Source organism: Pseudomonas sp. PS01297 (assembly GCF_029959305.1).
GTDB classification, from domain to species: domain Bacteria; phylum Pseudomonadota; class Gammaproteobacteria; order Pseudomonadales; family Pseudomonadaceae; genus Aquipseudomonas; species Aquipseudomonas helleri.
The window spans coordinates 86,130-110,903 of record NZ_JASCPQ010000003.1; the positions used below are offsets into that span (position 1 = coordinate 86,130).

Below are 24,774 nucleotides of genomic sequence, written 5' to 3' on the forward strand. Positions count from 1 at the left end.
ATTTCAGGGGCGTGTCGGGCGCGCAGTTCAGGACGAATTCCAGCCTCGCGCGCGGCCTCCAGATGGCAGTCACAGCACTCGCCAAAAACCTCAAAAACACCTGCAAACCCCCCGTATCCACGGGCTTTCTTAAATTTAATTTCATCTGCCAAAACCCGCTTTTGACTCCGAACTGTCACATAGGAATCGCCTAATTATGTGAAGCGTTTGACGCTTTAATTTCAGAATAATGACGGAGACCGGGATCAATGAAGAAGTTAGTAAGCCCTATGGTGGGGGTCGCCATGGCGAGCTTTATGCTGTCAGCACACGCCGACTTTATCGATGACAGTCACGCCGATCTAACCCTGCTTAACCGTTACCTCAATCAACAGGGTCGCGATGTAGTTAACAGCAACGCGAAGGCCCACAGTATTCGCGATTGGGGCCAGGGCTTTGAATTCAATTTCAAGTCTGGCTACACCGAAGGTCCGGTTGGTTTTGGTCTGGACTTGCAGGGGTTTTATGGTCTGAAGCTGGACTCCGGTGGTGACCTCAACGACAAGTCCCACCAGGGTCGTTACCCGGGCAGTATGTTCCCGCTGGATGATGGCAAATCTGCCGATCAGTTCGGCGTTCTGAGCCCTACCTTCAAAATGCGCTTCGCTAAAGATGAGTTGCGCGTGGGTACGCTGTACGGCAACAACCCGGTCCTGGCCAACACTGACGGGCGCCTGTATCAGCAGACCAACACCGGCGTGCAACTGGTGTCCAAGGACCTGACGGATTTCACCTTCACTGCAGGTGACATTCTCAAGACCAAAATCCGTAACGAAACCGGCGATCAGGGCATGATCACCGCTGGCGGTACCAAAGAAAGCGATCGCTTCCTGTTCGGCGGCGCCGACTACACCGGCTTGCCGGGCACCACCGTCAGCCTGTGGTATTCCAACCTTGAGGATTACTACCAGCAGTTCTTCCTCGGCGCCAAGCGCCATGACGCGGTGGCTGTAGGTGCCTTTGACACCGACATCCGTCTGTACCGCAGCCTGGGTGTGGGCGGCAACGCCGATGGCGACAAAGACTATGCCGCTGCCGGCCTGTATGACAATGGCGCCTCCAAAGGCCGTATCAACCAGTCCACCGTCAGCCTGCTCGAAAGCTACACCCTGGACGGCCACACCGTGGGCCTGGGCATCCAGAAAAACAGCGGCGACAGCGACTTCCCGTACCTGGATTCCGGCCTGAACAGCGGCGACAACCGTCAAGGCCCAGGTTCGGGCGCCGACACTCCGGCCCTCACCAACATGCAATTGAACAAGTTCCAGCATGCGGGTGAACGCACCTGGCTGGCGCAGTACAAATATGACTTCAGCAAGCTGGGCGTCAACGGCCTGACCTTCGCCACGTCGTATGCCCACGGTGATGACATCCGTACCGCGCAAGGCACCACCAGCGAGTGGGAACGCAACGTTACCCTCGCCTACCAGATCCCGACCGGTACCTTCAAAGGTCTGGGTGTGACCTGGCGAAATGCCCACGCCAGCCCGGATATTACTGGCGCGACCGTGCAAGACGAAAACCGTCTGTATGTCAGCTACGTGGTTCCACTCTGGTAGTCGATACACCCCGTCAGCGGCTACAAAAAAGGGCCTGCACGCTCATCGCGTGCAGGCCCTTTAGCTTTACCGCAGCGTTTACATCCCGAGCCAGTTCGGCAGTGCCAGCGATACAAATGGCACGTACGTCACCAGTATCAAGAACGCCAGCATCACCAGCAGCCACGGCGACACCGCACGCACCACACGGGTCAGCGGCATGCCCGTGACCGCCGAGGTCACAAACAGGTTGAGCCCGGTTGGCGGTGTGATCAGTCCGATCTCCATGTTCACCACCATGATGATGCCCAGGTGGATCGGGTCGATGCCCAGTTGCATGGCAATCGGGAACAGGATCGGCGCCAGGATCAGGATGATCGCGGACGGCTCCATAAAAGTGCCCGCCACCAGCAACACGACGTTGACCACCAACAAGAACTCAATCGGTGTAAAGCCCTGCTCAACCACCCAGGCGGTGATCGACTGCGGGATTTGCTCGGTCGTCAACACGTGCGCAAACAGCATGGCGTTGGCGATGATAAACATCAGCACCACGCTGAGCTTACCCGCCTCGACAATCACCTTCGGGCATTCGCGAAAGGTCATGTCCTTGTAGATGAAGATCGCCACAAAGGCCGCATACACCGCTGCTACGGCCGCGGCTTCGGTTGGGGTGAACATGCCGGAATAAATACCGCCCAGAATGATCACGATCAGCATCAGGCCCCAGCCTGCTTTGCGACCTGCGGTGACGATTTCCTTGAACGACGCTCGCGGCAGCGCGGGCATGTTTTTAACCCGTGCAAGGATGTAGATGGTGATCATCAACACCACACCCAGCAACAGCCCAGGGATCACCCCGGCCATAAACAGCTTGCCCACCGAGGTCTCGGTCGCGGTGGCGTAAACCACCATGACAATCGACGGCGGAATCAGAATGCCCAACGTACCGGCGTTACACACGATACCGGCGGCAAACTCCTGTTTGTAGCCAGAGCGCACCATCCCGGCAATCACGATAGAACCCACAGCGGCCACAGTTGCCGGTGAAGACCCGCTGAGCGCCGCAAACAGCATGCAGGCCATGATCGCCGCAATCGCCAGGCCACCCTTGATATGCCCCACGCAGGCGTTGGCGAAGTCGATCAAGCGACGGGCCACACCGCCGCTGGTCATGAAGGCGCCAGACAGCAGGAAGAACGGAATGGCCAGCAGCGTGTAGTGCTCGCTGGTTTCGAACAGCTTGATCGCCAGGGAACGAACCGAGTCGTTGCTGAAGAACAGGATGGTCATGGCCCCGGACAAGCCCAGGGAAATCGCCACCGGAATGCCGATAAACATCAGCACGAACAGAGCGACAAATAGGAAGCTGATAGTCATTTGGCGTTCTCCGAGGTGTCGTTTTCAGCCAGTTTCACGGCCTCATCCACTTCACTGTGCAAGCCCAGCCCTTGCTGTTTGCCCTGCACAACACGAACGAACACCTGCAAAAAGCGCAGGAACATCAGAGTAAAACCAAGCGGTACGATCATTACGATCTGCCATTGGCGAATACCGAAACGGTCAAGGTCTTCGGCGCTGGTGCCGACGGCGTACAGCGTGGCGACCCACTGCTCGCTGGAGTAAGCCATGAGTGCGCAATAGCCAAGGCAGATCACCAAGGCAAGCAACGCCACACGCCGCTGGTTCTCAGGGCTGAACTGACGCACCAGCAAATCGATACCAATGTGCGCGCCAATGCGCACGCCCCAGGCCAGCCCGACAAAGATCAACCAGCCGAACATGGCCTTGGTCAGCGCCACGCTCCAGGTCATCTCCTGGGCGATATACAGAATGCCGTCGCCGATGCTGAGCATCGCGTCGTTGGCGAAGGGTAAAGAGTCGCCCAAAGAATAAAAAACACCGTAAAGGTTGTTGAAGACCACGTAGGAGAACGTCACCAGGGTCATGCCTGCAAGCAGGAATGCCACCAGTACTTCTTCCACACGATTCCAGACACGAAAAAATGCCTGCATGGGTAATCTCCCCTTGAAAGAGCGGTCGCAAAGCGACGACTAAAACCAATGAAGCCAAGGCGCGACAGACCTTGCAGGCTGTCGCTTTCGCCATTGACGCTGCCGCCGGCAAGCGCATATGCGATTACCGGCGGCACTTCAGGTCTTAACTGCTTTGGTTGGATTGCTCCGCTGCCTTGATCAGGTCGACACCGATGTCTTTTTCGAATTTTTTCCAGACCGGGCGCATGGCTTCACGCCACTCTTCGCGCTGCTCAGGTGTGAGGGTGATGACTTCGCTGGTGCCCGAATCGACGATGGTTTTTCTGGAGGCCTGGTTCAGCTCCTCGGCCTGCTTGTTCACCTCGACCGTGACCTCAGTCATGATCTGATCCAGTGACGTGCGTACATCTTCAGGCAGGCTGTTCCAGAACTTGGTGTTGGTGATCACCATGTAGTCGATGGCGCCATGGTCAGATTCAGTGAAGTACTTCTGCACCTCGTTGACCTTCTGGCTCTCATAGTTCGACCAGGTGTTCTCGGTGCCGTTGACCACCCCGGTTTGCAGACCTTGGTACACCTCGGCAAAACTCATCTTGCGTGGTGCCGCGCGCAACGCCTTGAACTGCTCATCCAGCACCGCCGATGCTTGCACCCGGAACTTCAGGCCGCGTGCATCCTTGGGCTCGTACAGCGCCTTGTTGGCCGACAATTGCTTCATGCCGTTATGCCAGTAACCGAGGCCGGTAATGCCCTTGCTTTCCATGGACTTGAGCAGCCCCTGGCCTTCAGGGCTCTGCTGGAAGCGGTCGAGTGCATTGATGTCGTTGAACAGAAATGGCAAGTCGAAGATCTGGATCGGCTTGGAGTAATGCTCAAACTTGGCCAGCGATGGCGCCAGCAACTGCACGTCGCCGAGCAACAGCGCTTCCATCTCTTTGCCGTCACCAAACAGGGACGAGTTCGGGTACACCTCGACCTTGACCTGGCCAGGCAGGCGCTCTTCGGCCAGCTTTTTAAACATCAGGGCGCCCTGCCCCTTGGGCGTGTGTTCGGCAACTACGTGGGCAAATTTGATACTGATGGGATCTGCCGCACTTGCCAGACCGGCATACAGTGGCAGGGCGCAGGCCAAAGCCTTGAGGGTGTGTTTAAACATGGGGCATGTACCTCTTGTTGTTATTGTTTGGTCGTGCTTAGTTTTTCGTGGTGATGCTTTTGACTCAGGCAGGCGTCACGCCGGCCCGATGTATTAACTGTCGGGCATGCCCGATGACGGGCGCGTCAACCATCTGCCCATCGACCACATAGACCCCGCCGCCAGCCGCCACCGCATCCAGCACCCGGCGCGCCCAGTCCAGCTCTTCAGGGCCGGGCATAAAGGCCGCGTGAATCAGTGCCACCTGGCTGGGGTGGATGCACAGCAAGCCGCCAAAGCCCATGTCCCGGGCATCGGCAGCCATGCATGTCATGCCTTCAGTGTTTTTGATGTCGGGGAAAACGCTGTCCAGCGGCGGCGACAAATGCGCCAGGGTGCTGTGCAAGACGATGGCGTAGCGCGCCTGATCAAGCATGCGCTGGGCGCCAGCAGTGCCACTCATCAAGCCCAGGTCGAGGCCCAGATCCAGCGCTCCAAAACTCAAGCGCTCGACCCCGTTGGCGCGGGCAATGGCCGGCAACTCAAGCAGGCCTTTGGCGCTCTCGATGATGGGCCAGACCGGCTTGGCGCAAGCTGCCACCCGCTCCACCTGCTCAGCGCTTTCGGCCTTGGGCAGCAGCACGGCGACCACGCCGGGGTAGCGAGCACATAAGGCCAGATCAGCGGCCTGCTGCTCATGCGCTGGCGCATTGATACGCACCAGAATACGCGCCTGTGGGTTGGCCTCCAGATAAGCCTGCAGATTGCTGCGCGCTTCAACCTTGAGGTGTTCCGCCACGGCGTCCTCAAGGTCAACGATGACCGCATCGGCGCCACTGCCCAGCGCTTTGTCGATGCGCTCTGGCCGGGTGGCCGGCACAAACAGTGCCGAGCGAATAGTACTTCTGTCCATGAACTGCTCCATGCAGGAGGTGTGAGGCGCAAGCCTCACACCGCTCCTTGTTCGTGTAGGCGCTGAATGTCATGCGCCTTGTAACCCAACTCCGCCAGCACGCTGTCGGTGTGTTCGCCCAAACCCGGCACCGGATCCATACGCGGCTCGAATGCCGTGTTACGACCCGGCGGCAGCAGCGCCGCCAACTTGCCGGACGGGCTGTCCACTTCACGCCAGCGATCACGCGCCTGCAGTTGTGGATGCGCCCAGACCCCGGCCATGTCGTTGACATGGGCGTTGGCAATCAACGCCGTGTCCAGCCGTGTAATCACCTGTTCAGCCGTCATGTGGGCAAACGTCTCAACGATGAGGGCCCGCAACTCGGCACGGTTCTCTGAACGTCGCGCATTGGCATTAAAGCGCGAGTCGCGTGCAAGGTCAGGTCGCAGCAACACCTTGTCGCAAAACTGCTGCCATTCACGCTCGTTCTGCAAGCCGAGCATCACCGTACCGCCATCCCCTGTGGGGAACGGCCCGTAGGGGTAAATCGTCGCGTGGGCGGCACCGGCTCTGGGCGGTGGCGGCGCGCCTTCGTAGGCGTAATACAGCGGGTAGCCCATCCACTCCACCAGGCTTTCCAGCATCGACACATCGACGCGGCTGCCCTCGCCGGTCTTGTCACGCAGCAACAGTGCCGAGAGCACGCCGGTGTAGGCATACATGCCTGCGGCAATGTCAGCGATCGAACAGCCGGCCTTGGCCATCTCGTTTTCACCCGGCCCGCCGGTCACGGATAAAAATCCGCCCTCGCTCTGGATCAGCAGGTCGTAGGCTTTTTTCTGCTCGTAAGGCCCTCCTTCGCCGTAACCGGAAATATCGCAGACGATCAACCTCGGGAAGCGCTCATGCAGGTCAGCAAACGACAGCCCCATGCGTTGCGCGGCGCCCGGTGCAAGGTTCTGCACCAGCACATCAGCCGTGCTCAGCAGCTTGTCGAGCACCTGCCCGGCCTCGTCTTGCTTGACGTTGAGGGTCAGGCTCTCTTTGGAGCGATTGGTCCAGACAAAGTGTGAGGCCAGGCCATTGACGCGCTCGTCATAGTCGCGGGCAAAGTCACCGGAGCCAGGGCGTTCAACCTTGATCACCCGTGCGCCCAGATCGGCCAACTGTCGGGTACAGAACGGCGCAGCGATGGCATGCTCCAGGCTGACCACGGTAATGCCGTCCAGCGGGCGGGGTTTGGTGGTGTTGTCGTTCATGCTGCGCTCCCGGCAAAGGTTGTGGTTCGCGTCAACGCGCTCAAGTCATCGAGTTCGCGCAGGTTCCAGACCAGCCCGATCAGGCCCGTCGCCTGCTCGTCAGTGCGTGCCCCGGAGAACGCCAGCAGGCGTCGAAATTTGTCTTCCAGCTCAGCGCGGCTCAGGGTATTGCCCGGATCGCCCTTGGGCTCGTCGATGCGCCCGTACAAGGTCTGACCGGCCAACGTGGTGACCTCGACCCGGCCCAGCCAGCGTTGCGGATACGCCCCGTCGACTTCCTCGTCCAGCACCATGCGCACCTTGTCGCGCACATCGCTCACCCGCGAATCGGTCAGCGCGTATTGATGAAACTCCGGCAATCCGGCCTTGCCATACACAGCGATCAAACCCAGCACCGTGCCCATGGAAAACTTGGCCTGATGCACGGTCTGCGGCACCTGCACGCGGCCCAGAACATCGATGGCGCCCTGATGTACGCGCGTGGTGACCCCTGCGATGTCCTCAGCGCTCAGTCGCTCGCGCTGCATCAGCGCCAGCAGCGCATCGGCGGCCGGGTGCGTATGTCGGCACGAGGCGTGAAACTTGAACGAGGTTTCTACCAGCGCCCAGCGTGTGCCCAAACCGTCTGACAACTTGCCTGGCTGCGCATCGCTGGACATACCGGCCGCCATGCCCTGCTCGCCTTCCAGAATGTTCTGTGCGCCGCTCAGCCCTTCAGCCGTCAGGTAAGCAGCCAGCAGGCCATCGGCAGCGGCTTTGGCGGTGTGCAATTGTTTGGAGTCTGCGGCGTCACGCAAGAACTCCCACAAGCCTGCCGCCTGGGTACCGGCCGTGCCGAGTACGTGGGTGAATTGTTCCTGGGTAAAGTCCATCAACTTGCCGACACCCACCGCCGCCGCTAGCGTGCCTACCGTGGCGGTGGTGTGGAAGATGCGGTAGTGCGAGCGCCCGAGGAACTCACCGATGCGAATGCCCGCTTCATACCCGGCCACTGCCGCAACGATCAATTCGCGCCCGGTTTTACCCAGTGCCTGAGCCGCCGCCAGCACTGCCGGGAAGACCACGGTCGCCGGGTGCAGCACCGAACTGTTGTGCAGGTCATCCTGCTCAACCAGGTGTGAGCTGGCGCCATTGACCAATGCGGCGAAATACGCAGAACTGGTTTTGCCGTTGACCAAAATGCCAGAAGGGCCGCTGGCAGGGCCCATTATTGCGGCATAGCGCTCGAACAGCGGAATCGGGTGCATGCCCTGGCTGGCCAGCGCCGAGCCCAGCCAGTCGAGAAACAATTCTTCGGTGCGATCAATGACGGCTTCAGGCAACTGCGTGTGATGCAAATTGGCCAAAAATTCTGTAAGCGCTTGCGTGTGCTGACTCATGCAGCGTTCCCCATGAAAGACGAAAGATCGTGCTCAGAATGAACGCGGCATTTCGAGCAAATGCTCAGCCACGTAAGACAAGATCAGGTTGGTCGAAATAGGCGCCACCTGGTACAGGCGGGTCTCGCGGAACTTGCGCTCAACGTCGTATTCGTTGGCAAAACCGAAGCCGCCATGGGTTTGCAGGCACGCGTTGGCCGCCTCCCAACTGGCCTTGGCCGCGAGGTACTTGGCCATGTTCGCCGCCGCCCCCGCGTTGCGCCCGTTGTCGTACTCGTCGCAGGCACGCCAGCGCATCAGGTCCGCAGCTTCCAGCTCGATATGGGCTTCGGCAATCGGGAACTGCACACCCTGGTTCTGGCCAATCGGACGGCCAAACACCACGCGATCACGGGCGTACTGCGCAGACTTTTCGTTGAACCAGCGGCCATCACCGATGCACTCGGCGGCGATCAGCGTACGTTCGGCATTAAGGCCGTCGAGAATGTAGCGAAAGCCTTTGCCCTCTTCGCCAATCAGGCTGCTGGCAGGGATTTCCAGGTTGTCGAAAAACAGCTCGTTGGTTTCGTGATTGACCATGTTGGCAATCGGTTGCACGGTCAGGCCGTTGCCGATGGCTTCGCGCAAGTCGACAAGGAAAATCGACATGCCATCGGCCTTTCTCTCGACCTCAGCCAGCGCCGTGGTGCGCGCCAGCAAGATCATCAGGTCCGAGTGCTGAATCCGCGAGATCCAGACCTTCTGCCCGTTGATCACATATTTATCGCCACGGCGCACGGCGGTGGTCTTGATCTTGGTGGTGTCGGTGCCGGTGGTGGGCTCGGTCACACCCATGGACTGCAAGCGCAACTCGCCGCTGGCCAGTTTGGGCAAGTAATGACTTTTTTGCTCTTCGCTGCCATGGCGCAGCAAGGTAAACATGTTGTACATCTGGCCATGCACGGTGCCGGAGTTGCCGCCACAGTGGTTCACTTCTTCGAGAATGATCGACGCTTCGGCCAGGCCCAAACCCGAGCCGCCGTAGGCTTCGGGGATCATTGCCGACAACCAGCCCGCCTCGGTCATGGCGGCCACAAACGCTTCAGGAAAGCCCTTTTCTTCGTCGATCTTGCGCCAGTACTCGGCCGGGAACTCGGCGCACAAGGCGCGCACGCCCTCGCGAATGGCGTTGTAGTCGTCGTTCAGATACGGATTCATCTCAGGTCCTTGTTGTATTTATTGTGCTGAATGCCACGGTCAGTCGAAGGTCACTTCGCCTTGCTGGGCGATGCCCTGTGCATTGCCTGCCCACACTTGCGCCTTGCCCTGAGCGCTGACACGCCCGCCTACAACAAAGGGCTGCGGGGCGATCAATGGGCGCAGGCCGCGATACGTAAAACCGCGTAAACGCGCATCCGGATTGGCGCGGCAAAATGCCCGCAGTGCCAGCGTGGCGATCAACGGCCCATGCACCACCAACCCCGGATAGCCCTCGGTTTGCGTCGCGTAAGGCCAGTCGTAGTGAATGCGGTGACCATTGAAGGTGACGGCGGAATAGCGGAACAGCAGGGTTGGATCAGGGTCGACAGACTCCTGCCAAGTGCCCGCAGGCAAGGGCTCACCGCTGGTCAATTTAGGCGGCGTCGGTTCGCGGTAGACGATGTCCTGCTCTTCACGGATCGCCAGTTGACCGTCTTGCAGGTAGTCATGCTGGACCGTGACAAACAGCAGCGAACCGGTCTTGCCGTGTTTTTCCTGAACGTTGGTGATGGTGGAAACCCGCGTTGCGTCGACACCCACTTTCAGTGGCGCGTAAAACTCAAAACGCCCACCCGCCCACATGCGGTTGCGATTGTGCGCCGGGGGCAAAAAACCACCCCGGGCCGGATGCCCGTCGCCGCCCAGGCCGCTCGACTCAACGGCAGGCTGGAAAAAGCACCATTGCCACAGCGCAGGTAAAGGCTCGCCAGCGTGTGGCACACGCTCACCCAACGTCGCGGCGATGCGGGTGACCAGGTTGAGACTGATGTGATCGTGGATCTCTTCAGTACGACCGATCCAGGTGGACAGTGCGTTATCGCTCATCGGTAATGTCCCGTGGCTTGTTGTTTTAGCCAAGATTGCTAAAAGCCCGGCGATCTGTGAATCTGCGATTTCGTAAGGGGGCGTTCGGATTTGCTTAACGCCAATGTTGTAGGCCAGCACTCACACCCAGCGGAAATCTGCCATGCACTTCGATTTAGTCGACCTGCGCCTGTTCATTCAAATCGCCGAATCCCCCAGCATGACCCAAGGCGCACGCAAGGCGTTCATGTCCCCTGCTGCGGCCAGTGCGCGCATCAAAAGCCTGGAAGAAAGCCTGGCCAGCCGCCTGTTGTACCGTGACAGCCGGGGCGTAGAATTGACGCCCGCAGGCAAGCTGTTTTTGCACCATGCGCGGGTGATCATGCGCCAGGTGGACTACATGAAAAACGAGTTCACCGAGTACGGCGCCGAAGCCAGCGGGCATATCAAGATCTTTGCCAACACCACGGCTGCGACCGAATTCTTGCCGGAAATTCTTGCCGGGTTTCTCGCTGAACGACCGGGCGTTACCGTCGACCTTCAGGAGCGGCTCAGCCGTGACATCGTGCGCGGCGTGATGGACGGCTCCACCGATTTGGGCATCATCGCTGGCCCGATCAAGGCAGATGGCTTGCAGGTCATCCATTTCAGCACCGACCAATTGATTCTGGTCACTCCGCTCGACCATCCACTGGCCACACGCAAAAAGGTCAAATTGACCGAGACCTTGGCCTATCCCCACATCGGCTTGCATGAAGGCACCACGCTGCTGCGCTTTTTGAATGAACAAGTCGCCCTGAGCGGCCAGACGTTGAACATGCGCATCAAGGTCTACAGCTTCGAGGCCATGTGCCGCATGGTTGAAGCCGGAGTCGGCCTGGCGATCCTGCCGGAATCCTCGGCCCGGCGTCATCAGCACACCATGGGCTTGCATATCGTCGAGCTCGACGAACCCTGGCGCGTACGTGAGCGCAGCATCCTGGTCCGCGATCTGGAAGCGTTGCCCGCCGTGATCCGCGCCTTGATCACTATTTTTTTGACACAAACTGACAAAGACCAGCGTCGCTCCTGAATACGTCGAGGGCACTTTTGAAGCGTTCCCCCCTCAGGGCTGCCCCGATAATCGATCGATCACGGATCCATTATCGAGGCTCATATGACCAGCACCACACCCGGGCACGTCAGCCCTAAAACGCTGAGAAAAGTGATTGTCGCGGCCTCGATCGGCAACTTTGTCGAGTGGTTTGATTTCGCGGTGTATGGCTTTCTCGCAACCACCATCGCCCAGCAGTTCTTCCCCAGTGAAGACGCCAGCGCGGCGCTGCTCAAAACCTTTGCCGTGTTCGCGGTTGCCTTTGCCTTTCGCCCGCTGGGCGGGGTGATTTTCGGCATGCTCGGCGACCGCATCGGCCGCAAGCGAACCCTGGCCATGACCATTTTGCTGATGGCCGCGGCGACCACCCTGATCGGCGTGCTGCCCACCTATGCGGCGATCGGGGTAATGGCGCCGATTCTGTTGACGCTGATCCGTTGCGCCCAGGGCTTTTCAGCGGGCGGCGAATACGCAGGCGCGTGCGCTTATTTGATGGAGCACGCGCCGGACCATAAACGGGCCTGGTACGGCAGCTTTGTGCCGGTATCGACGTTCTCCGCCTTCGCCGCAGCGGCCGTTGCGGCTTATGCCCTTGAGGCTTCGTTGTCGGCAGAAGCCATGAGCAGTTGGGGCTGGCGCGTGCCGTTTCTGATTGCCGCGCCACTGGGGTTGGTCGGCCTGTACATGCGTAACAAACTGGATGAAACCCCGGCGTTCCAGGCGGTCACCGAAGAACACGACGTCGCCCATTCGCCACTCAAAGAAACCTTGCGCAACCATGGCGCTGCCATCTGCTGCCTGGGCGCTTTTGTGTCGCTGACGGCGTTGTCGTTCTATATGTTCACCACCTACTTTGCCACCTACCTGCAAGTGGCTGGCGGCCTGAGCCGTGCCATGGCCTTGCTGGTGTCGTTGATTGCCCTGATTTTCGCTGCCGCCATCTGCCCGCTGGCCGGGCTGTATTCCGACCGGGTGGGGCGTCGGGCCACGGTCATGACCGCCTGCGCGCTGCTGATCGTCGCCGTGTACCCGTCGTTCCTGATGGCCAGTTCCGGCGGGTTCGGCGCATCTGTCATCGGGGTCATGCTGCTGGCGATTGGCGCGGTGCTGTGTGGCGTGGTGACCGCCGCCCTGCTCTCGGAAACCTTCCCGACCCGCACCCGCTACACCGCCTCGGCCATCACCTACAACATGGCCTACACCTTGTTTGGCGGCACCGCACCGCTGGTAGCCACCTGGCTCATCAGCACCACTGGCAGTAACCTGTCGCCAGCGTTTTACCTGATGGCCGTTGCGGTACTCGCCCTGGCAGGCGGCTTGGCGCTACCAGAAACTTCGCGCATATCCCTGCACGACGTGCCGGGCCCGGAGAAAAAACACGCCTTGCGCACAGCCGCTTTATAGAGCGCCCCCTCACGCAGTCTGCAAGCAAAGTTGCAGGCTGCGATGTGTTGATCTCATGGGCACCCCTGCCAAGGATGCCGTTTTGCCATCACCCTCGTTATACTGACGCGCTACTGACGCCATCTTGTCGACACAAACCTTGGACTGTGTTGTGGCCTCTGATCACCGCCCCCTTAACAGAGGTGTTGCAGAAGTGGGTATCATCCAGCGCAACAACGTTAAGCAATTGCCCCACGCTAACCCCGATGCACCGGTCATCCTTTACGCCCATGGATTTGGCTGTAATCAGGACATGTGGCACCTCCTCACGCCGGAGTTTGCCGCCACCCACCGGCAAATATTATTCGACTATGTGGGCAGCGGCAGCTCGGATGCACGGGCATTTGATGCGTTCAGGTACAGCTCGCTGGCCGGTTATGCGCAAGACCTGATCGAGGTGTGCGACGCTTTGGGCCTGTCCAAAGACGTGATCTTCGTCGGGCACTCCGTCAGTTGCAGCATCGGCATCCTGGCGTCGATCCAACGCCCTGACCTTTTCTCACAAATGGTCCTGGTGGGGCCTTCGCCCTGTTTCCTGAACGATCCACCCGCGTATAGTGGCGGCTTCGAACGAGCAGACCTCGAAGCGTTACTGGCCCTCATGGATCAGAACTACATCGGTTGGGCAGAGTACTTTGCCCCCGTGGTGGCTGGCTCACAGGCAGATCCGCCGATCACGGCTCAGTTGGCAGGCAGTTTCTGCTCAACAGACCCGGTCATGGCGCGGCAATTCGCCCAGGCCACTTTCTTCTCTGACATTCGCCAAGCGCTGGGCCGTTGCACAACACCCAGCCTCATACTGCAACATCGCCGCGATACGCTGGTGCCCCTTCCCGTCGGGGAGTACCTGAACGAACATCTGAAACACAGCGTCCTGCAAGTTCTGGACGTCACCGGGCATTGCGCCCACATGAGTCACCCGCACCTGGTGGCTTCGGCTATACGTCACTATCTGTCAGGGAGCGACAGTTGTGTTTTACCTTGAACGGCTGCCCTGCCCGGTAGTAGTCACAAACTGTAATGGTCACGTACTGCATACCAATCGGGACTTCAGGCAACTGGTGGCGCCTGAAAACTGCGATTACATGGACAGTTACTTCCCGCCCGCCTCGCGTATTTTTCTGCACAGCTATGCCTGGCCGATGCTGCTTAAAAATGGTGAATTCAGCGAGCTGTACTTGCAATTGCTGACCACCAATGGGCAACTGCTACCGGTGATGACGAACGCGCGGATCAGTCAGACCGAGAGCGAACGGGTGGTGATCTGGCTGTTTTTCGTGGCCAAAGAGCGACAACGCTTTGAAGCCGAGTTGCTCAAGGCACGCCAACATGCCCAAGAGACCGCCTTGCAGCTGACTGAAGTGAACACTGAACTGCAGTATGCCAATGCTCAACTGAGCGAGTATGCGCAAGAAGCCAGAATCAAAGCAGACAAGTTCGCCCACCTGAGCCTGACGGACCCACTGACCAACTTGGGCAACAGGCGCGCCCTCACGCGCAATGTCAAACAGTGGATGCTCACCGCAAACAGTCAATCGGTCAGTAGTTTGTTACTGATAGACATCGACTTTTTCAAGCAGATCAATGACCGGTTTGGCCATGCCGAGGGCGACAATGTGTTGCGCAACGTGGCCCAACGACTGTTAGAAAGTGCCCGTGCGCAGGACAGCGTCATTCGCCATGGTGGCGAAGAGTTCGCCCTGTGGTTGCCCAACTCGGACCTTGAAGGCGCAACACGCGCGGCCAAGCGGGTACACCAGCATATTTCCCGGGTCCAGGTGGCCGGTGAGAGCATCACCGTCAGCATCGGTGTTTCCAGCATGACGCAGAACGGCCACGAAGCCGGAGTACTGCTTGAACATCTACTGGCACAGGCCGATACAGCAGTTTATGAAGCCAAGGCACACGGGCGTAACCGCACCATCTGCTTTGCCGATCAAATGCAGCCTTCGTGCCTGGGCAGCGACAAAGGTGAGGGAAAGGCACTGACAGAAAGCGCACTTTCCCTCCCCGGTATTCACCGCATCAACTGACGTTTTTACTCAGCAATCTGCGGAAACATGGCTTTACGAGCGGCAGCGTCCATTTCAGTTTTGTAGGTGTGCTGTGTCTTCAGGGCTTCGGCACGTTGCGCGGCCGGGCGAGCATTGATCTCGTCCAGCAGGCGTTTGACGTGCGGCAGTTTTTCCCACGCATCCTCCCCCAGGATGAAAGGCACCGCGCGGGCCCAGCCCCATACGGCCATGTCCACCAAAGTGTATTCATTGCCCAGCATGTAAGGCTGGTTGGCCAGGCGATCGTTAAGAATCTGCCAGTGGCGCCAGGCTTCGTAGGTGTAGCGGGTAACCGCGTAATCTTTGGGCTCCGGGGCGAAGTGTTTGAAATGCACATGCTGGCCCGAGTAAGGGCCAATGCCGGTGGCCACGAACATCAACCAGGACAACATTTCACCGCGGGCTTTAAGGTTATCGGCAGGCAAGAACTGCCCCGTCTTCTCGGCCAGATAAAGCAGCATGGCGTTGCTGTCGAACACAATGTTGTCGTCGTCGACCAATGCCGGCGTCTTGGCGTTGGGGTTGATTTTGAGAAACGCCGGCTCGTGCTGCTCACCCTTGCGGGTATCAACAGGCACCAGTTCATACGCGAGGCCTGATTCCTCAAGGAACAGCGCGACCTTGGCAGGGTTGGGAGACGGGTGATAGTAGAACTTGATCATGGTGACTCCGTGCAGGGGCTTTTAGTGAGCGTCGCAAGCGCCAAAGGCGTAAGCCCAAGGCTGTTAAGTGCAAGGTCAACCGCGTCTGTGACGCACGCGGGGTCGGGGTTGAGGCGCGCTAAAACGCGTACCCCCAGTAACAGACTCAGTAAATGGTGAGCTCCCTGCTTCGCATCAATCTCCCTGACACCGTCACCTTGCAGGCTAAAGGCCTGCAGACGGCTTTCGAAAAAACGGCGAATGGTCTCGAACTCTTCTGCGATGGCCTGGCGCAAGTCCGCGTCGTCTGTATGCGCCTCAAGCGCGGAGTTCACCAGCAGGCATCCACGGTGAAGCGGATCGTTCAACGTACGATCCAGGACTTCTGTGAAGAATAGAGTGATGGCCGTTCCGGCATCCGGCAGCCCTTCAAGGCGCCGGATCCGCTCACGCACACTGCATTCCAGATAGTGCGTGAGGGCGCGACGATACAGGCAGCGTTTGTCGCCAAACGCGTTATAGAGACTGGGCTGGTTGAGGCCTGTACACCTGACCAGATCCCGGGTAGACGTGCCTTCATAGCCACGCACCCAGAAGGCGTCGACAACGGCGCTGAGAACCTTTGCTTCATCGAATGTACGTGGACGCGCCATTGACCGACATGCTCCAGGAAGATGCCGGGGACGATATCACAGGTTTTGTATCAGCCGCCACAGAATGCGACTGATACGTTCACGCCACAGCGCAGCCATTAGATGGAACAGCTGCTGCCGCCATGTTTTTCGAGGTATCGCTGATGCTCTTCATCGGCCAGCACGAACTCAACCAACGGCACGATCACCGTCGCGACGGGTCGGTTCAACCTTCCCGAAGCCTCAAGCGCCTGCCTGGCAACCGATGCGACCTTCGCCTGCTCTTCAGACCCGAAAAACAGCGCTGAGCGGTATTTGATACCGACATCTGCACCTTGGCGGTCCACAGAGGCGGGATCGTGCACGGTCCAGAAGTGAGCAATCAGTTGATCGTAGGTAATCACCTGGGCATCGAAGTCGACCTGTACCACCTCGATCAACGCAGACTCATCCTCGGCAAAGCGGGCAAAGCCCACCCGGCTGTCAATCACTCCAGGCAATGCCTGGAACGACGCCTCAGCCCCCCAAAAACAACCGGCGCCAAAGGTCGCCTGTTCAACCAGTGCCTCTTCATTAAAATCAGTCATGCGTCCCCCTTCTCTTTTTCTGGCAATAAACTCGAATGCAACTGCGCGATGTGCTCAGGCCCTATTCCGCAGCATCCACCCACGATGCTGGCACCGGCCGCCACCCAGGTTCTCGACCAACTCAAGTAAGCCTCAGGGTCAAGATCACGTCTGATTTCAAGCAGCGTGCTATTGGCTTTGGCTTCGCTGTTCACAGGTGGAAAGGCATTGGCGTAAACCCCCAACTCCAGGGTTTGACCGAGTTGTTCAAGCACCTCCCGCGCTTGCGCCAGCGCAGCGCCCATAACTTCCGGCTGGCTGCAGTTAAACAGCACCGCCTTTGCGCCCAACTCGATGGCCGCCCGTACAGCGTCGGCGACCGCTTCAGTCGAGCGCAAGCGTGATGGCTCACCGACCTCGTCCAGCAAGGTAAACGACAGCCAAAGCGGTTTCGGATTGTTATCCAGAGCTTCAACCACCGCGCGGACTTCAGCGATGGAGCTTTGAGTTTCCGCCAGCCAGACATCGACATGGGCCTCAAGACCCGCGATCAACTGCCGATGAATCGCCACCGAACGCTGATGGTCAAACAAGTCTGGTCGATAAGAGCCCAAGGCTGGCGGCAACGAGCCGGCCACCGTGACCGGCTCGTTACTGGCGGATGCGGCCTGGCGGGCGAGCGCCCCCGCACGCCCCGCCAATGTTAGCCCTTGCTGGGTAAAGCGCTCATCGCCGATGTGAAATGGCACAACCGCATAACTGTTAGTCGTGATGATCCGGGCACCGGCCGCAATAAACGCGCGATGAGCCTCAAACACATACTCGGGTGCCTCGATCAGCGCGAGCGCTGACCACTCCGGTTGGCGAAACGGTGCCCCGTTCCGCTGCAATTCGCGGCCCATGCCACCATCCAGCAAACGCAAGGAGGCATGACTCATGGGTTGGCACTCACGGTAGGTGCCGGGGCTGCCAACCACTGATCAACCGTGGCAGGGTTGGCCTTGATCCATTCCTTGGCCGCCACGTCAGCGGGTACTTTTTGCTTTTCGATCTTCAGGATCAGGTCATTCAACTGCGCCGGGTCAATGGCTACATTACGCAGGAACTCGGCAATTTTTGGCGCGCGTTTCTGCAAGGCGGTTGATGCCAGGATATGCACTTTTGCGTCCGGATAAGCGCAGGTGATCTGGCTTTTGTTCAGCCAGTCAGGGTCAACTGTCGGGCTGATGAACTTCCAGCAGCCGTCAGCTTTGTACAGCGGGTCACCCTTTTTGTTGTCCTGGGCATAGCCATCGAACGCAGGCTCTTGCAGGCGGCGCAGGTCAAAGGCCGAGAAGATCCAGTCCGGGGTGTAGGCGTAAAAGACCACGCCGCGCCCCGCCTTATAAGCCGCAGCCAGCTTGGCGTAAGTCACGGAGGCTTCGGTGGACACAGACTCGAACTTGTCTGCAAAACCGTAATCCTTGGCCTTGATTTCACCAATGTAGGTCGACTCCCAACCCGCCGGCCCGACCAACAATTGAGCCTTGCCGCCACCCAGCGGTTCGAAGAGCTTGGCGATTTCAGGTTTTTTCAGGTCGTAGACGGATTTAACGCCGTATTTGTCCTGCAAATACCCCGGAATATAAAAGCCTTGCTCACCCGCATAAGGCTTGAGGTTCGGCACCAGTGAGCGAGTGCCGCCCGTGACATATTTGGCCCAGGCCGCCGACTGGTTCGGCAGCCAGATATCCGTCAGCACGTCCACCGAGCCATCGCCTTTGGCGGCAGCGCTGAACAGTACCGGAACGTCACCGGCCAGGTACGAGACATCGCCATCGAGGCGACTTTTGATCACCTCGCCGAGGATATTCTGAATAGCAATGGCACCGGTCCAGTTCTGCTCACCAATGACAATTTTTTCTTTGGCGAATGCGCTGGCCGGAAGAATCAGGGAGGCCAGCAGCGCGGCTGCTCCCAATGAACGCAACAGAGGTGTCTTCACGATAAGTCTCACAGTTAATGGTGCGCGCGATCTTGCTTGCGCAAGCTCGATTGAATGATTCGATCCGGAATTAATGCACACAGAACAATCGCCACCCCCGCGAGGATGCCCTCGCCGCCCTTGATGTTGCGCAGCGCCGTCATCACGTCGTAGCCCAGCCCGCCCGCGCCAATCAGCGCAGCGACCACCACCATCGACAAGCTCATGACAATGGTCTGGTTAATCCCCAGCAGCAGCGAACGGCGTGCCAGCGGCAATTGCACTTTGACCAGGGTTTGCCAAGGGCTGGCACCGTGGGCGACAGCAGCCTCGACGGCATCCTTGGGCACTTCCTGGATACCCAGCGACGTCAGGCGGATCATCGGTGCCAGGGCAAAAATGACCGTGGCAATGACCGCAGGCGTCTTGCCCACAGAGAAGAACGCCACGGCAGGAATCAGATACACAAACGTGGGCAGCGTCTGCATGGCATCCAGTAACGGTGTGACCACACGGCGTATCCGCGCCCGTTTCGCCAGCACAATGCCGGTGGGCACGCCGATGACCAAGGCAATCAAGACCGATGAACCCACCAGCGCCAGCGTGGAGATGGTGCGTTCCCAAAAGCCGAACAGCCCGATGTAGAGCAGCGCCACGCTGCTGGTCAGGGCCAGCCTCAACCCCGCCGAACGCCAGGCCAGCAACACCAACGCCAGTGCCGAGACGGACCATGGCAACCAACCCAAGACGTTCTCTATGCCCTCGATAACGGTGCGCACAGCAACGATCACGCCGACAAACGCCCCTTCGAACGCCACCTGGGACCAGCCAATGAATTGGTCGATGCTGTCGGCTGCCAGCAATAACAGCTGCCGGTTCGCCGGGAACTCAAACAACGCGTTGGCCGTGTCCGGGGTAAAGACACGCCAGATCACCAACGCCTGACTGACCAGCAGCACGGCCAGCGGTAACCCCCACCCCGACGCATTGCGCCGCACGGGTTGGCGGCTGACAGACAGCGCAGTGAATCGGCTGGCAGCGAACACCACTACCGCCGCCAACACCGCAAGCCACGATGCGCTGAGAATGCCTTGGCCGAACGTAGCCAGGGCTGCCAGTTCAGCGGCAAACGCCAGCCAGAACAAACCGCCTTTGCCGCGGTCGGCCTGCGCTGCCGGCCCCAGTAACAGGGCTTGCCAGCCCCGCAAACCTGGCGCACCCGGTGACGCCTGAGGCTCATTGCCTGGCGCCTGGAGGCTGACACTGGCAGCCTTTTGCGCGACCGAAGGCGCGGGCAGGGAATCACGGAAAAAGTCGGCAACTTCGGCATCAGCGGGGTGTTCGAGCAACGCCTCAGGGGTCCCCACTTGCACTAAACGACCATGGCGCAGCACGGCGATGCGATCCGCGAGGCGCAGGGCTTCTGCCGGGTCATGGGTGACGAGCAAGGTGGTGATGCCGCGCTCGTGCGCCAGCGCCAGAAAGTGATTTTGCAGGTCGCGGCGGATAGTCGGATCCAGCGCACTGAAAGGCTCGTCCATCAGCAGGATGTCTGGCTCTGTCACCAAGGCCCGGGCCAGGCCGACCCGTTGCTGCATGCCCCCGGAAAGCTCGTGGGGATAGTGCTCCCCCCACCCCTGCAACCCCACCGCCTGTAACTGCAAGGTGGCAGCGGCATGACGAACCGGCTCGGGTTCGCCACGCAACTCCAGCGGCAGCGCGACGTTATCCAGCACCGTACGATGGGGTAACAGGCCAAAGTGCTGAAAGACCATGCCAATACGGCGCGAGCGCAAATCCCGCAAGCCTTTGTCGTTCAGCCCGCTGATGGCTTGACCGTCAATCAACACGTCACCGCTGGTGGGCTCGATCAGGCGGTTGATATGGCGCAACAACGTTGACTTGCCGCTGCCTGAAGTGCCCATCAGGCACAAGACTTCACCGCGCCGAACTTGCAAGCTGACGTCGCTGACGGCCAGTAATTCAGGGGCGGCTTTTTTCCCCGAGTAGGTTTTGGTGACGCTCCGAAACTCAAGCACCACATCGCCCTTGCTGGCGAATTCGGTGGGCACTTGAAGAGGCCTTTGTGGCGATGGAGTTCGCTCCGCCGCCAATGGAAGGTGAATGACTGTCACAGGTGCTCCTGACAAACGCTGCTTGAAAACGGGCATCTGGTTCGCCCACAGGCTGCAAAAGTTGAGCGTCAGCGCATGACCTGAGAACAGTTAGCCTGATGCAAAAAGCGCCGGACTAAATGCCCGACGCTGTAGAGAGGCATAAAGCTAAACGATCTTAAAAAACAAAAATAAATACTATTTAATTATTAGCTTAAGCTTCTTAATTATTTCGGTTTGTGACAATCGCGCAGCCACAGTTGATTGTGGAACCCGGCGCCTGAATGTTTGGAATGTGCAGACGATTATCTGAAGGGCTTGGCGCCGTATATTGGCCTTGATCAGCGCCATGGAGCGCTCCACTTCAGAGGTCCCCTAATGAGCATTCTGTTTTCTCCCTACACGCTGTCGGGCATAGAACTGAAGAACCGTGTCGTGATGGCGCCCATGACTCGCGCACGCGCCTTGACCACCGTGCCTGACGCGCTGACGGTGCTCTATTACCGCCAGCGGGCAAGTGCAGGGCTGATCATCAGCGAAGGGGTTCCGGTTTCCGTGCAGGGCCGCGGCTATTTGTTCAACCCCGGCCTTTACACCCAAGAGCAAGTTGAAGGCTGGAAAAACGTCACCCGCGCCGTGCATGAAGACGGCGGCAAGATCTTCGCCCAACTTTGGCACGTGGGCCGGGTATCGCACACCACCTTGCAACCCGATGGCGGCGCCCCGGTGTCCTCCAGCAATAAGTCGGCGGCCAATTCGCTGGCCTATGCCTACGACCAAGACGGTCAGCCCGGACCGATTCAAGCCAGCCCTCCCCGTGCGTTGTCGACCGAAGAAGTCGAAGCGCTCAAGCACGACTTTGTCCTGGCTGCCCGCAGAGCGGTTGAAGCGGGTTTTGACGGGGTGGAGATCCATGGCGCCAATGGCTATCTGTTTGAGCAATTTATCAATCCAACGGTCAACGACCGTACGGACCGCTATGGCGGCTCCATTGAAAATCGCATTCGCCTGCTACTGGAAACCCTGGATGCGGTCGCCGATGCAATCGGTCGCAGCAAGGTGGGGGTGCGGGTTTCTCCCTTTGGCCGGCTGTTTGATATGGCGCCCTTTGATGATGAGGCCGAGACCTGGGTCGCCGTCGCGCGCGAACTGCAAAATCGGCGCATTGCCTACGTTCACCTGAGCGATCAATTGACCATTGGCGCCGAACGCATGCCCGAAGGTTTTGCCCAGACCTTTCGCGATTCGTACCAAGGCACCTTGATTGCCGCCGGTGGCTTTGATCGCGAATCGGCCGAGGCGGCGCTGGCGTCAGGTGAGCTGGATCTGGTCGCATTTGGCCGCCCCTTTATAGCAAACCCGGACCTGGTTGAACGGATGAAAAACGACTGGCCGATTGCGCTGCCTGATCGCTCAACGTTCTACGGCAACAGCGGCGAAAAAGGCTACGTCGACTACCCGTTTTATACGCCAGTCCAGTAACCGTACTCACTTGAAGCGCCCGACCGGGGCGCTTCAGATCACTGTTTTAAACAGCAGCAGGGCCCAAATCCGGTCTAAAAATCAGCGCATCACGTTGTGCCAGTGCCAGCAGTTCATCCACGACCATACGGACCTTGGGTTGCAGGTAACGCGTCCGTGGCCAAATCACGTTTATCGGCATTTCAGCCCCGGCATAAGCCTCAAGCACCGGGACCAACAGGCCCTGTTCAACAGGCGTTTGCACCAGCCAAGTGGGCAGTTGTGCCAGGCCGCCCCCGGCAAGGGTCAAGTTTAATAACATCTCCCCATCACCGACCTCATGCTTGACCCGCACCTCATGTTCATGGGTTTGCCCCTTTTCGTCATTCAACATCCAGGTTTTGCGGGTGCCATTACGCCAGCCGACAATGCAATCGTGATGCAGCAGATCATCGGGTGCCCGGGGTGTGCCATGCGCTTGTAGATAGGCCGGGGTCGCACAAATCAGCAGGCTTTGGCTGCCCAACTTGCGGGCAACTATATCGGCGTCATCTTTCAACACACCGATTCTGACCACCAGGTCGACACCCTCGTTGACGATATCTACCAGCCGCTCACTGAAGCTGACGGACAGATCGAGCTGCTGATAACGCACCGCCATGTCGATCAGCGTCGGCAAAATATGTCGACGGCCAAAGGCTGCAGGAAGATCGATGCGCAGCCGGCCAACAGGCGCTTGCTGGCCAGTGGTCAAAAAGCCCTGCGTTTCGGCCAGCTCATCCATCACCCGCAGGCAACTGGCCAGATACGCCTCGCCTTCAGCGGTCAGCACCAGGCGCCGGGTGGTGCGATGCAGCAGCTTCACCCCTAAACGCGCCTCAAGGCGCGTGACACTTTTGCCCACCGCCGAACTGGTCACACCCAACTCAAGCGCGGCAGCCGTGAAGCTTAGTGACTGAGCGGCAGACACAAACTCGCGAATACCGTCAAAAGGGTTTGCAGACATTTAGAGGCTCCAGGGCCTGGGGTTGCTTTCAGAGAGGGATCGCTCGCCTGTCAGCTTGATCGTGGCTTATTCACGGGCATTACGCTCAGGCCAGACCACCTCAAGGCGGGTATGGGTGATGCGCCACTCCCCGTCGATTCGCTGATACTGATCGGCATACAGGCCAAGCAACAGCAACGGGTTTGGATCGGGTTTCGAAGCCGTTTCAAAATCAATCAAGTAGCAGCGACCTTGCGCCGTATCGGGCCCGGTCAGCTGGATCCAGTGGTTCACAATGGCATGCATAAAGGGATAACTCCCTTGCTTGTCCCGATCGAACAGCGTGAAAGCCTCAGCCAGGCCAGCCCGTATGGCGTCGATGCCATGCATGTTGCCGACCGTGACTTGCACCACGGCGTCTGCCGAAAAAACCTGGTCCAGTGCCGCGATATTGTTGCTGTCCAGATGGTGTGCGTAAAGCGTGCGGAGTGCGCGAATCTCTTCGCGATCCAGCAGTGCCTTGAGTTTAATGTCCATACCAGTGACCTCTTAAAGATGCATGCCTAGGGATTGGATGCCAACGCCCAATCAGTAGAACGGTCACTGTAGTCAAGATTAGGAGAAAGATAATGCGGGATAAATTCCAAACATTATGGAATTTAAGGATGGAATAGAGTACTGGCGCAAAGGCCAGGGAGGATAGAGCACACCCGACAACGATGGTTTTAGTAGGTGCGCAGAAACGAAAAAAGGACCCGAAGGTCCTTTTTTCAACGATTCACAGACTTCAGTTGAACTCTGTAAATCTTTATTTGGAGCGGGAAACGAGACTCGAACTCGCGACCCCGACCTTGGCAAGGTCGTGCTCTACCAACTGAGCTATTCCCGCGTTTTGGTGTTGCGCATTCTATAGGTTTCCAAGAATGCGTCAACCCCTTGATTCAAAAAGTTTTATTTATTTTGTCGAGGTGGTCTTCAAATGCGGCCAGGCAGCCCGCAAGTATTGAACCATCGACCACAGCGTCAACCCCGCCGCGACCATCAGTAACCCATAGCCAATCAGGACCCAGAAACTGAAGTCTGACGGGTTAGCCAGCAAGATGACCAACGCCAGCATTTGCGCCGCTGTTTTCCATTTACCCATGTTCGACACGGCAACCTGGGCGCGCGCGCCCAGCTCTGCCATCCACTCGCGCAAGGCCGAGATGACAATTTCACGGCCTATGATCACCGCTGCCGGCAAGGTCAGCCAGAAGTTGTGATGTTCTTGCACCAGCAACACCAGCGCGACCGCCACCATCAATTTGTCGGCAACCGGGTCCAGAAAGGCGCCGAACGGTGTGCTTTGTTCCAGTCGGCGGGCCAGATAACCATCCAGCCAGTCCGTTGCCGCGGCAAAAGCGAACACAGAGCTTGCAGCGGCATAACTCCAGCTGTACGGGAGGTAAAACAACAGAATAAAGAACGGAATCAGAAGAACGCGTAGAACGGTGATCAAATTAGGGATATTCATCGGCACAACTGGCTACGAGGTGAG

At 58.7% G+C, this 24,774-nt stretch carries 23 protein-coding genes and 1 tRNA gene; 6 read left to right on the forward strand and 18 right to left on the reverse strand.

All coding sequences use genetic code 11. The annotated features are described in order from the left end of the window. Window positions 1–269: 269 nt before the first annotated feature. Window positions 270–1,598 carry an OprD family outer membrane porin gene (locus tag QMX84_RS02295; RefSeq protein WP_082148729.1) on the forward strand — a complete coding sequence of 443 codons (1,329 nt, stop codon included), beginning with the start codon at window positions 270–272 and terminating at the stop codon, window positions 1,596–1,598. Window positions 1,599–1,676: 78 nt separating this feature from the next. Here QMX84_RS02295 and dctM read toward each other — a convergent pair whose 3' ends face one another. From dctM to QMX84_RS02335, 8 genes are all read right to left on the reverse strand, one after another. After that, entirely contained in the window at window positions 1,677–2,957 is a 1,281-nt protein-coding gene (gene dctM / locus QMX84_RS02300; RefSeq protein WP_048370056.1) for a C4-dicarboxylate TRAP transporter large permease protein DctM, read from the reverse strand. Beyond that, the gene (locus QMX84_RS02305; RefSeq protein ID WP_282363004.1) at window positions 2,954–3,592 is read right to left on the reverse strand and encodes a TRAP transporter small permease; all 639 of its coding nucleotides are present in this window, start codon (window positions 3,590–3,592) and stop codon (window positions 2,954–2,956) included. The genes dctM and QMX84_RS02305 overlap by 4 nt, the downstream gene beginning before the upstream one ends. A gap of 145 nt (window positions 3,593–3,737) precedes the next feature. Then, on the reverse strand, window positions 3,738–4,730 hold the full coding sequence (locus QMX84_RS02310; RefSeq protein WP_153372607.1) for a TRAP transporter substrate-binding protein: 993 nt from the start codon (window positions 4,728–4,730) through the stop codon (window positions 3,738–3,740). Window positions 4,731–4,794: 64 nt separating this feature from the next. After that, window positions 4,795–5,622: a CoA ester lyase gene (locus QMX84_RS02315; protein ID WP_282363005.1), complete on the reverse strand. Its 828-nt coding sequence runs from the start codon at window positions 5,620–5,622 to the stop codon at window positions 4,795–4,797. A 35-nt stretch (window positions 5,623–5,657) separates the two neighbouring features. Then, entirely contained in the window at window positions 5,658–6,863 is a 1,206-nt protein-coding gene (locus tag QMX84_RS02320; protein ID WP_278937715.1) for a CaiB/BaiF CoA-transferase family protein, read from the reverse strand. Further along, window positions 6,860–8,242, reverse strand: a complete 1,383-nt coding sequence (locus QMX84_RS02325; RefSeq protein WP_282363006.1) for an MmgE/PrpD family protein — start codon at window positions 8,240–8,242, stop codon at window positions 6,860–6,862. The genes QMX84_RS02320 and QMX84_RS02325 overlap by 4 nt, the downstream gene beginning before the upstream one ends. A gap of 33 nt (window positions 8,243–8,275) precedes the next feature. Continuing rightward, window positions 8,276–9,439 carry an acyl-CoA dehydrogenase family protein gene (locus QMX84_RS02330; RefSeq protein WP_282363007.1) on the reverse strand — a complete coding sequence of 388 codons (1,164 nt, stop codon included), beginning with the start codon at window positions 9,437–9,439 and terminating at the stop codon, window positions 8,276–8,278. Between the two features lie 39 nt (window positions 9,440–9,478). Then, on the reverse strand, window positions 9,479–10,306 hold the full coding sequence (locus QMX84_RS02335; RefSeq protein ID WP_282363008.1) for a MaoC family dehydratase N-terminal domain-containing protein: 828 nt from the start codon (window positions 10,304–10,306) through the stop codon (window positions 9,479–9,481). Between the two features lie 142 nt (window positions 10,307–10,448). On the opposite strand from QMX84_RS02335, the gene QMX84_RS02340 reads away from it, so the two are divergent. The 4 genes from QMX84_RS02340 (at window position 10,449) to QMX84_RS02355 (ending at window position 14,854) form a co-directional block, all read left to right on the forward strand. After that, a complete protein-coding gene (locus QMX84_RS02340) occupies window positions 10,449–11,357 on the forward strand; it encodes a LysR family transcriptional regulator (RefSeq protein WP_262123106.1) in 909 nt (302 codons plus the stop codon). An 84-nt stretch (window positions 11,358–11,441) separates the two neighbouring features. After that, a complete protein-coding gene (locus QMX84_RS02345) occupies window positions 11,442–12,782 on the forward strand; it encodes an MFS transporter (RefSeq protein ID WP_282363009.1) in 1,341 nt (446 codons plus the stop codon). Between the two features lie 193 nt (window positions 12,783–12,975). Beyond that, complete coding sequence (locus QMX84_RS02350) at window positions 12,976–13,806, forward strand: alpha/beta hydrolase (RefSeq protein WP_262123102.1); 831 nt, start codon at window positions 12,976–12,978, stop codon at window positions 13,804–13,806. Further along, window positions 13,793–14,854 (forward strand): GGDEF domain-containing protein, encoded by a 1,062-nt coding sequence (locus tag QMX84_RS02355; protein WP_262123100.1) that lies wholly within the window; start codon window positions 13,793–13,795, stop codon window positions 14,852–14,854. Before QMX84_RS02350 ends, QMX84_RS02355 begins: the two co-directional genes overlap by 14 nt. Before the next feature lie 5 nt (window positions 14,855–14,859). Here the strand turns inward: QMX84_RS02355 and QMX84_RS02360 are convergent, their stop codons facing one another. From QMX84_RS02360 to QMX84_RS02385, 6 genes are all read right to left on the reverse strand, one after another. Then, entirely contained in the window at window positions 14,860–15,537 is a 678-nt protein-coding gene (locus QMX84_RS02360) for a glutathione S-transferase N-terminal domain-containing protein (protein WP_262123098.1), read from the reverse strand. Then, window positions 15,534–16,169: a TetR/AcrR family transcriptional regulator gene (locus QMX84_RS02365; RefSeq protein ID WP_153333139.1), complete on the reverse strand. Its 636-nt coding sequence runs from the start codon at window positions 16,167–16,169 to the stop codon at window positions 15,534–15,536. The genes QMX84_RS02360 and QMX84_RS02365 overlap by 4 nt, the downstream gene beginning before the upstream one ends. 98 nt (window positions 16,170–16,267) lie before the next feature. Next, complete coding sequence (gene msrA / locus QMX84_RS02370; protein WP_262123095.1) at window positions 16,268–16,735, reverse strand: peptide-methionine (S)-S-oxide reductase MsrA; 468 nt, start codon at window positions 16,733–16,735, stop codon at window positions 16,268–16,270. Next, window positions 16,732–17,652: a homocysteine S-methyltransferase family protein gene (locus tag QMX84_RS02375; RefSeq protein ID WP_282363010.1), complete on the reverse strand. Its 921-nt coding sequence runs from the start codon at window positions 17,650–17,652 to the stop codon at window positions 16,732–16,734. Before QMX84_RS02375 ends, msrA begins: the two co-directional genes overlap by 4 nt. Next, window positions 17,649–18,698, reverse strand: coding sequence for a glycine betaine ABC transporter substrate-binding protein (locus QMX84_RS02380; RefSeq protein WP_262123093.1), 1,050 nt, complete (start codon window positions 18,696–18,698; stop codon window positions 17,649–17,651). The genes QMX84_RS02375 and QMX84_RS02380 overlap by 4 nt, the downstream gene beginning before the upstream one ends. Window positions 18,699–18,712: 14 nt before the next feature. Continuing rightward, complete coding sequence (locus QMX84_RS02385) at window positions 18,713–20,848, reverse strand: ATP-binding cassette domain-containing protein (RefSeq protein WP_282363011.1); 2,136 nt, start codon at window positions 20,846–20,848, stop codon at window positions 18,713–18,715. 321 nt (window positions 20,849–21,169) lie between these two features. Here QMX84_RS02385 and QMX84_RS02390 point away from each other — a divergent pair, with 321 nt between their 5' ends. After that, complete coding sequence (locus QMX84_RS02390; protein ID WP_282363012.1) at window positions 21,170–22,273, forward strand: alkene reductase; 1,104 nt, start codon at window positions 21,170–21,172, stop codon at window positions 22,271–22,273. A gap of 46 nt (window positions 22,274–22,319) precedes the next feature. On the opposite strand, the gene QMX84_RS02395 is transcribed toward QMX84_RS02390, so the two are convergent. The 4 genes from QMX84_RS02395 to pgsA all read right to left on the reverse strand — a co-directional run bounded on the left by QMX84_RS02395 (window position 22,320) and on the right by pgsA (window position 24,750). Next, window positions 22,320–23,258, reverse strand: a complete 939-nt coding sequence (locus tag QMX84_RS02395; RefSeq protein WP_282363013.1) for a LysR family transcriptional regulator — start codon at window positions 23,256–23,258, stop codon at window positions 22,320–22,322. A 66-nt stretch (window positions 23,259–23,324) separates the two neighbouring features. Next, window positions 23,325–23,774 carry a nuclear transport factor 2 family protein gene (locus QMX84_RS02400; RefSeq protein ID WP_153391659.1) on the reverse strand — a complete coding sequence of 150 codons (450 nt, stop codon included), beginning with the start codon at window positions 23,772–23,774 and terminating at the stop codon, window positions 23,325–23,327. A 276-nt stretch (window positions 23,775–24,050) separates the two neighbouring features. Further along, window positions 24,051–24,126 (reverse strand) — tRNA-Gly (locus QMX84_RS02405). A 66-nt stretch (window positions 24,127–24,192) separates the two neighbouring features. Beyond that, window positions 24,193–24,750, reverse strand: coding sequence for a CDP-diacylglycerol--glycerol-3-phosphate 3-phosphatidyltransferase (pgsA, locus tag QMX84_RS02410; RefSeq protein ID WP_048370021.1), 558 nt, complete (start codon window positions 24,748–24,750; stop codon window positions 24,193–24,195). Window positions 24,751–24,774: the final 24 nt, after the last annotated feature.

What these genes read in the sequence shown, in the direction of transcription:
- QMX84_RS02295 (WP_082148729.1), top strand. Translation starts at nt 270, where the DNA reads ATGGTGGGGGTCGCCATGGCGAGCTTTATGCTGTCAGCACACGCCGAC.
- dctM (WP_048370056.1), bottom strand. Translation starts at nt 2,957, where the DNA reads ATGACTATCAGCTTCCTATTTGTCGCTCTGTTCGTGCTGATGTTTATC.
- QMX84_RS02305 (WP_282363004.1), bottom strand. Translation starts at nt 3,592, where the DNA reads ATGCAGGCATTTTTTCGTGTCTGGAATCGTGTGGAAGAAGTACTGGTG.
- QMX84_RS02310 (WP_153372607.1), bottom strand. Translation starts at nt 4,730, where the DNA reads ATGTTTAAACACACCCTCAAGGCTTTGGCCTGCGCCCTGCCACTGTAT.
- QMX84_RS02315 (WP_282363005.1), bottom strand. Translation starts at nt 5,622, where the DNA reads ATGGACAGAAGTACTATTCGCTCGGCACTGTTTGTGCCGGCCACCCGG.
- QMX84_RS02320 (WP_278937715.1), bottom strand. Translation starts at nt 6,863, where the DNA reads ATGAACGACAACACCACCAAACCCCGCCCGCTGGACGGCATTACCGTG.
- QMX84_RS02325 (WP_282363006.1), bottom strand. Translation starts at nt 8,242, where the DNA reads ATGAGTCAGCACACGCAAGCGCTTACAGAATTTTTGGCCAATTTGCAT.
- QMX84_RS02330 (WP_282363007.1), bottom strand. Translation starts at nt 9,439, where the DNA reads ATGAATCCGTATCTGAACGACGACTACAACGCCATTCGCGAGGGCGTG.
- QMX84_RS02335 (WP_282363008.1), bottom strand. Translation starts at nt 10,306, where the DNA reads ATGAGCGATAACGCACTGTCCACCTGGATCGGTCGTACTGAAGAGATC.
- QMX84_RS02340 (WP_262123106.1), top strand. Translation starts at nt 10,449, where the DNA reads ATGCACTTCGATTTAGTCGACCTGCGCCTGTTCATTCAAATCGCCGAA.
- QMX84_RS02345 (WP_282363009.1), top strand. Translation starts at nt 11,442, where the DNA reads ATGACCAGCACCACACCCGGGCACGTCAGCCCTAAAACGCTGAGAAAA.
- QMX84_RS02360 (WP_262123098.1), bottom strand. Translation starts at nt 15,537, where the DNA reads ATGATCAAGTTCTACTATCACCCGTCTCCCAACCCTGCCAAGGTCGCG.
- QMX84_RS02365 (WP_153333139.1), bottom strand. Translation starts at nt 16,169, where the DNA reads ATGGCGCGTCCACGTACATTCGATGAAGCAAAGGTTCTCAGCGCCGTT.
- msrA (WP_262123095.1), bottom strand. Translation starts at nt 16,735, where the DNA reads ATGACTGATTTTAATGAAGAGGCACTGGTTGAACAGGCGACCTTTGGC.
- QMX84_RS02375 (WP_282363010.1), bottom strand. Translation starts at nt 17,652, where the DNA reads ATGAGTCATGCCTCCTTGCGTTTGCTGGATGGTGGCATGGGCCGCGAA.
- QMX84_RS02385 (WP_282363011.1), bottom strand. Translation starts at nt 20,848, where the DNA reads ATGCCCGTTTTCAAGCAGCGTTTGTCAGGAGCACCTGTGACAGTCATT.
- QMX84_RS02390 (WP_282363012.1), top strand. Translation starts at nt 21,170, where the DNA reads ATGAGCATTCTGTTTTCTCCCTACACGCTGTCGGGCATAGAACTGAAG.
- QMX84_RS02395 (WP_282363013.1), bottom strand. Translation starts at nt 23,258, where the DNA reads ATGTCTGCAAACCCTTTTGACGGTATTCGCGAGTTTGTGTCTGCCGCT.
- QMX84_RS02400 (WP_153391659.1), bottom strand. Translation starts at nt 23,774, where the DNA reads ATGGACATTAAACTCAAGGCACTGCTGGATCGCGAAGAGATTCGCGCA.
- pgsA (WP_048370021.1), bottom strand. Translation starts at nt 24,750, where the DNA reads ATGAATATCCCTAATTTGATCACCGTTCTACGCGTTCTTCTGATTCCG.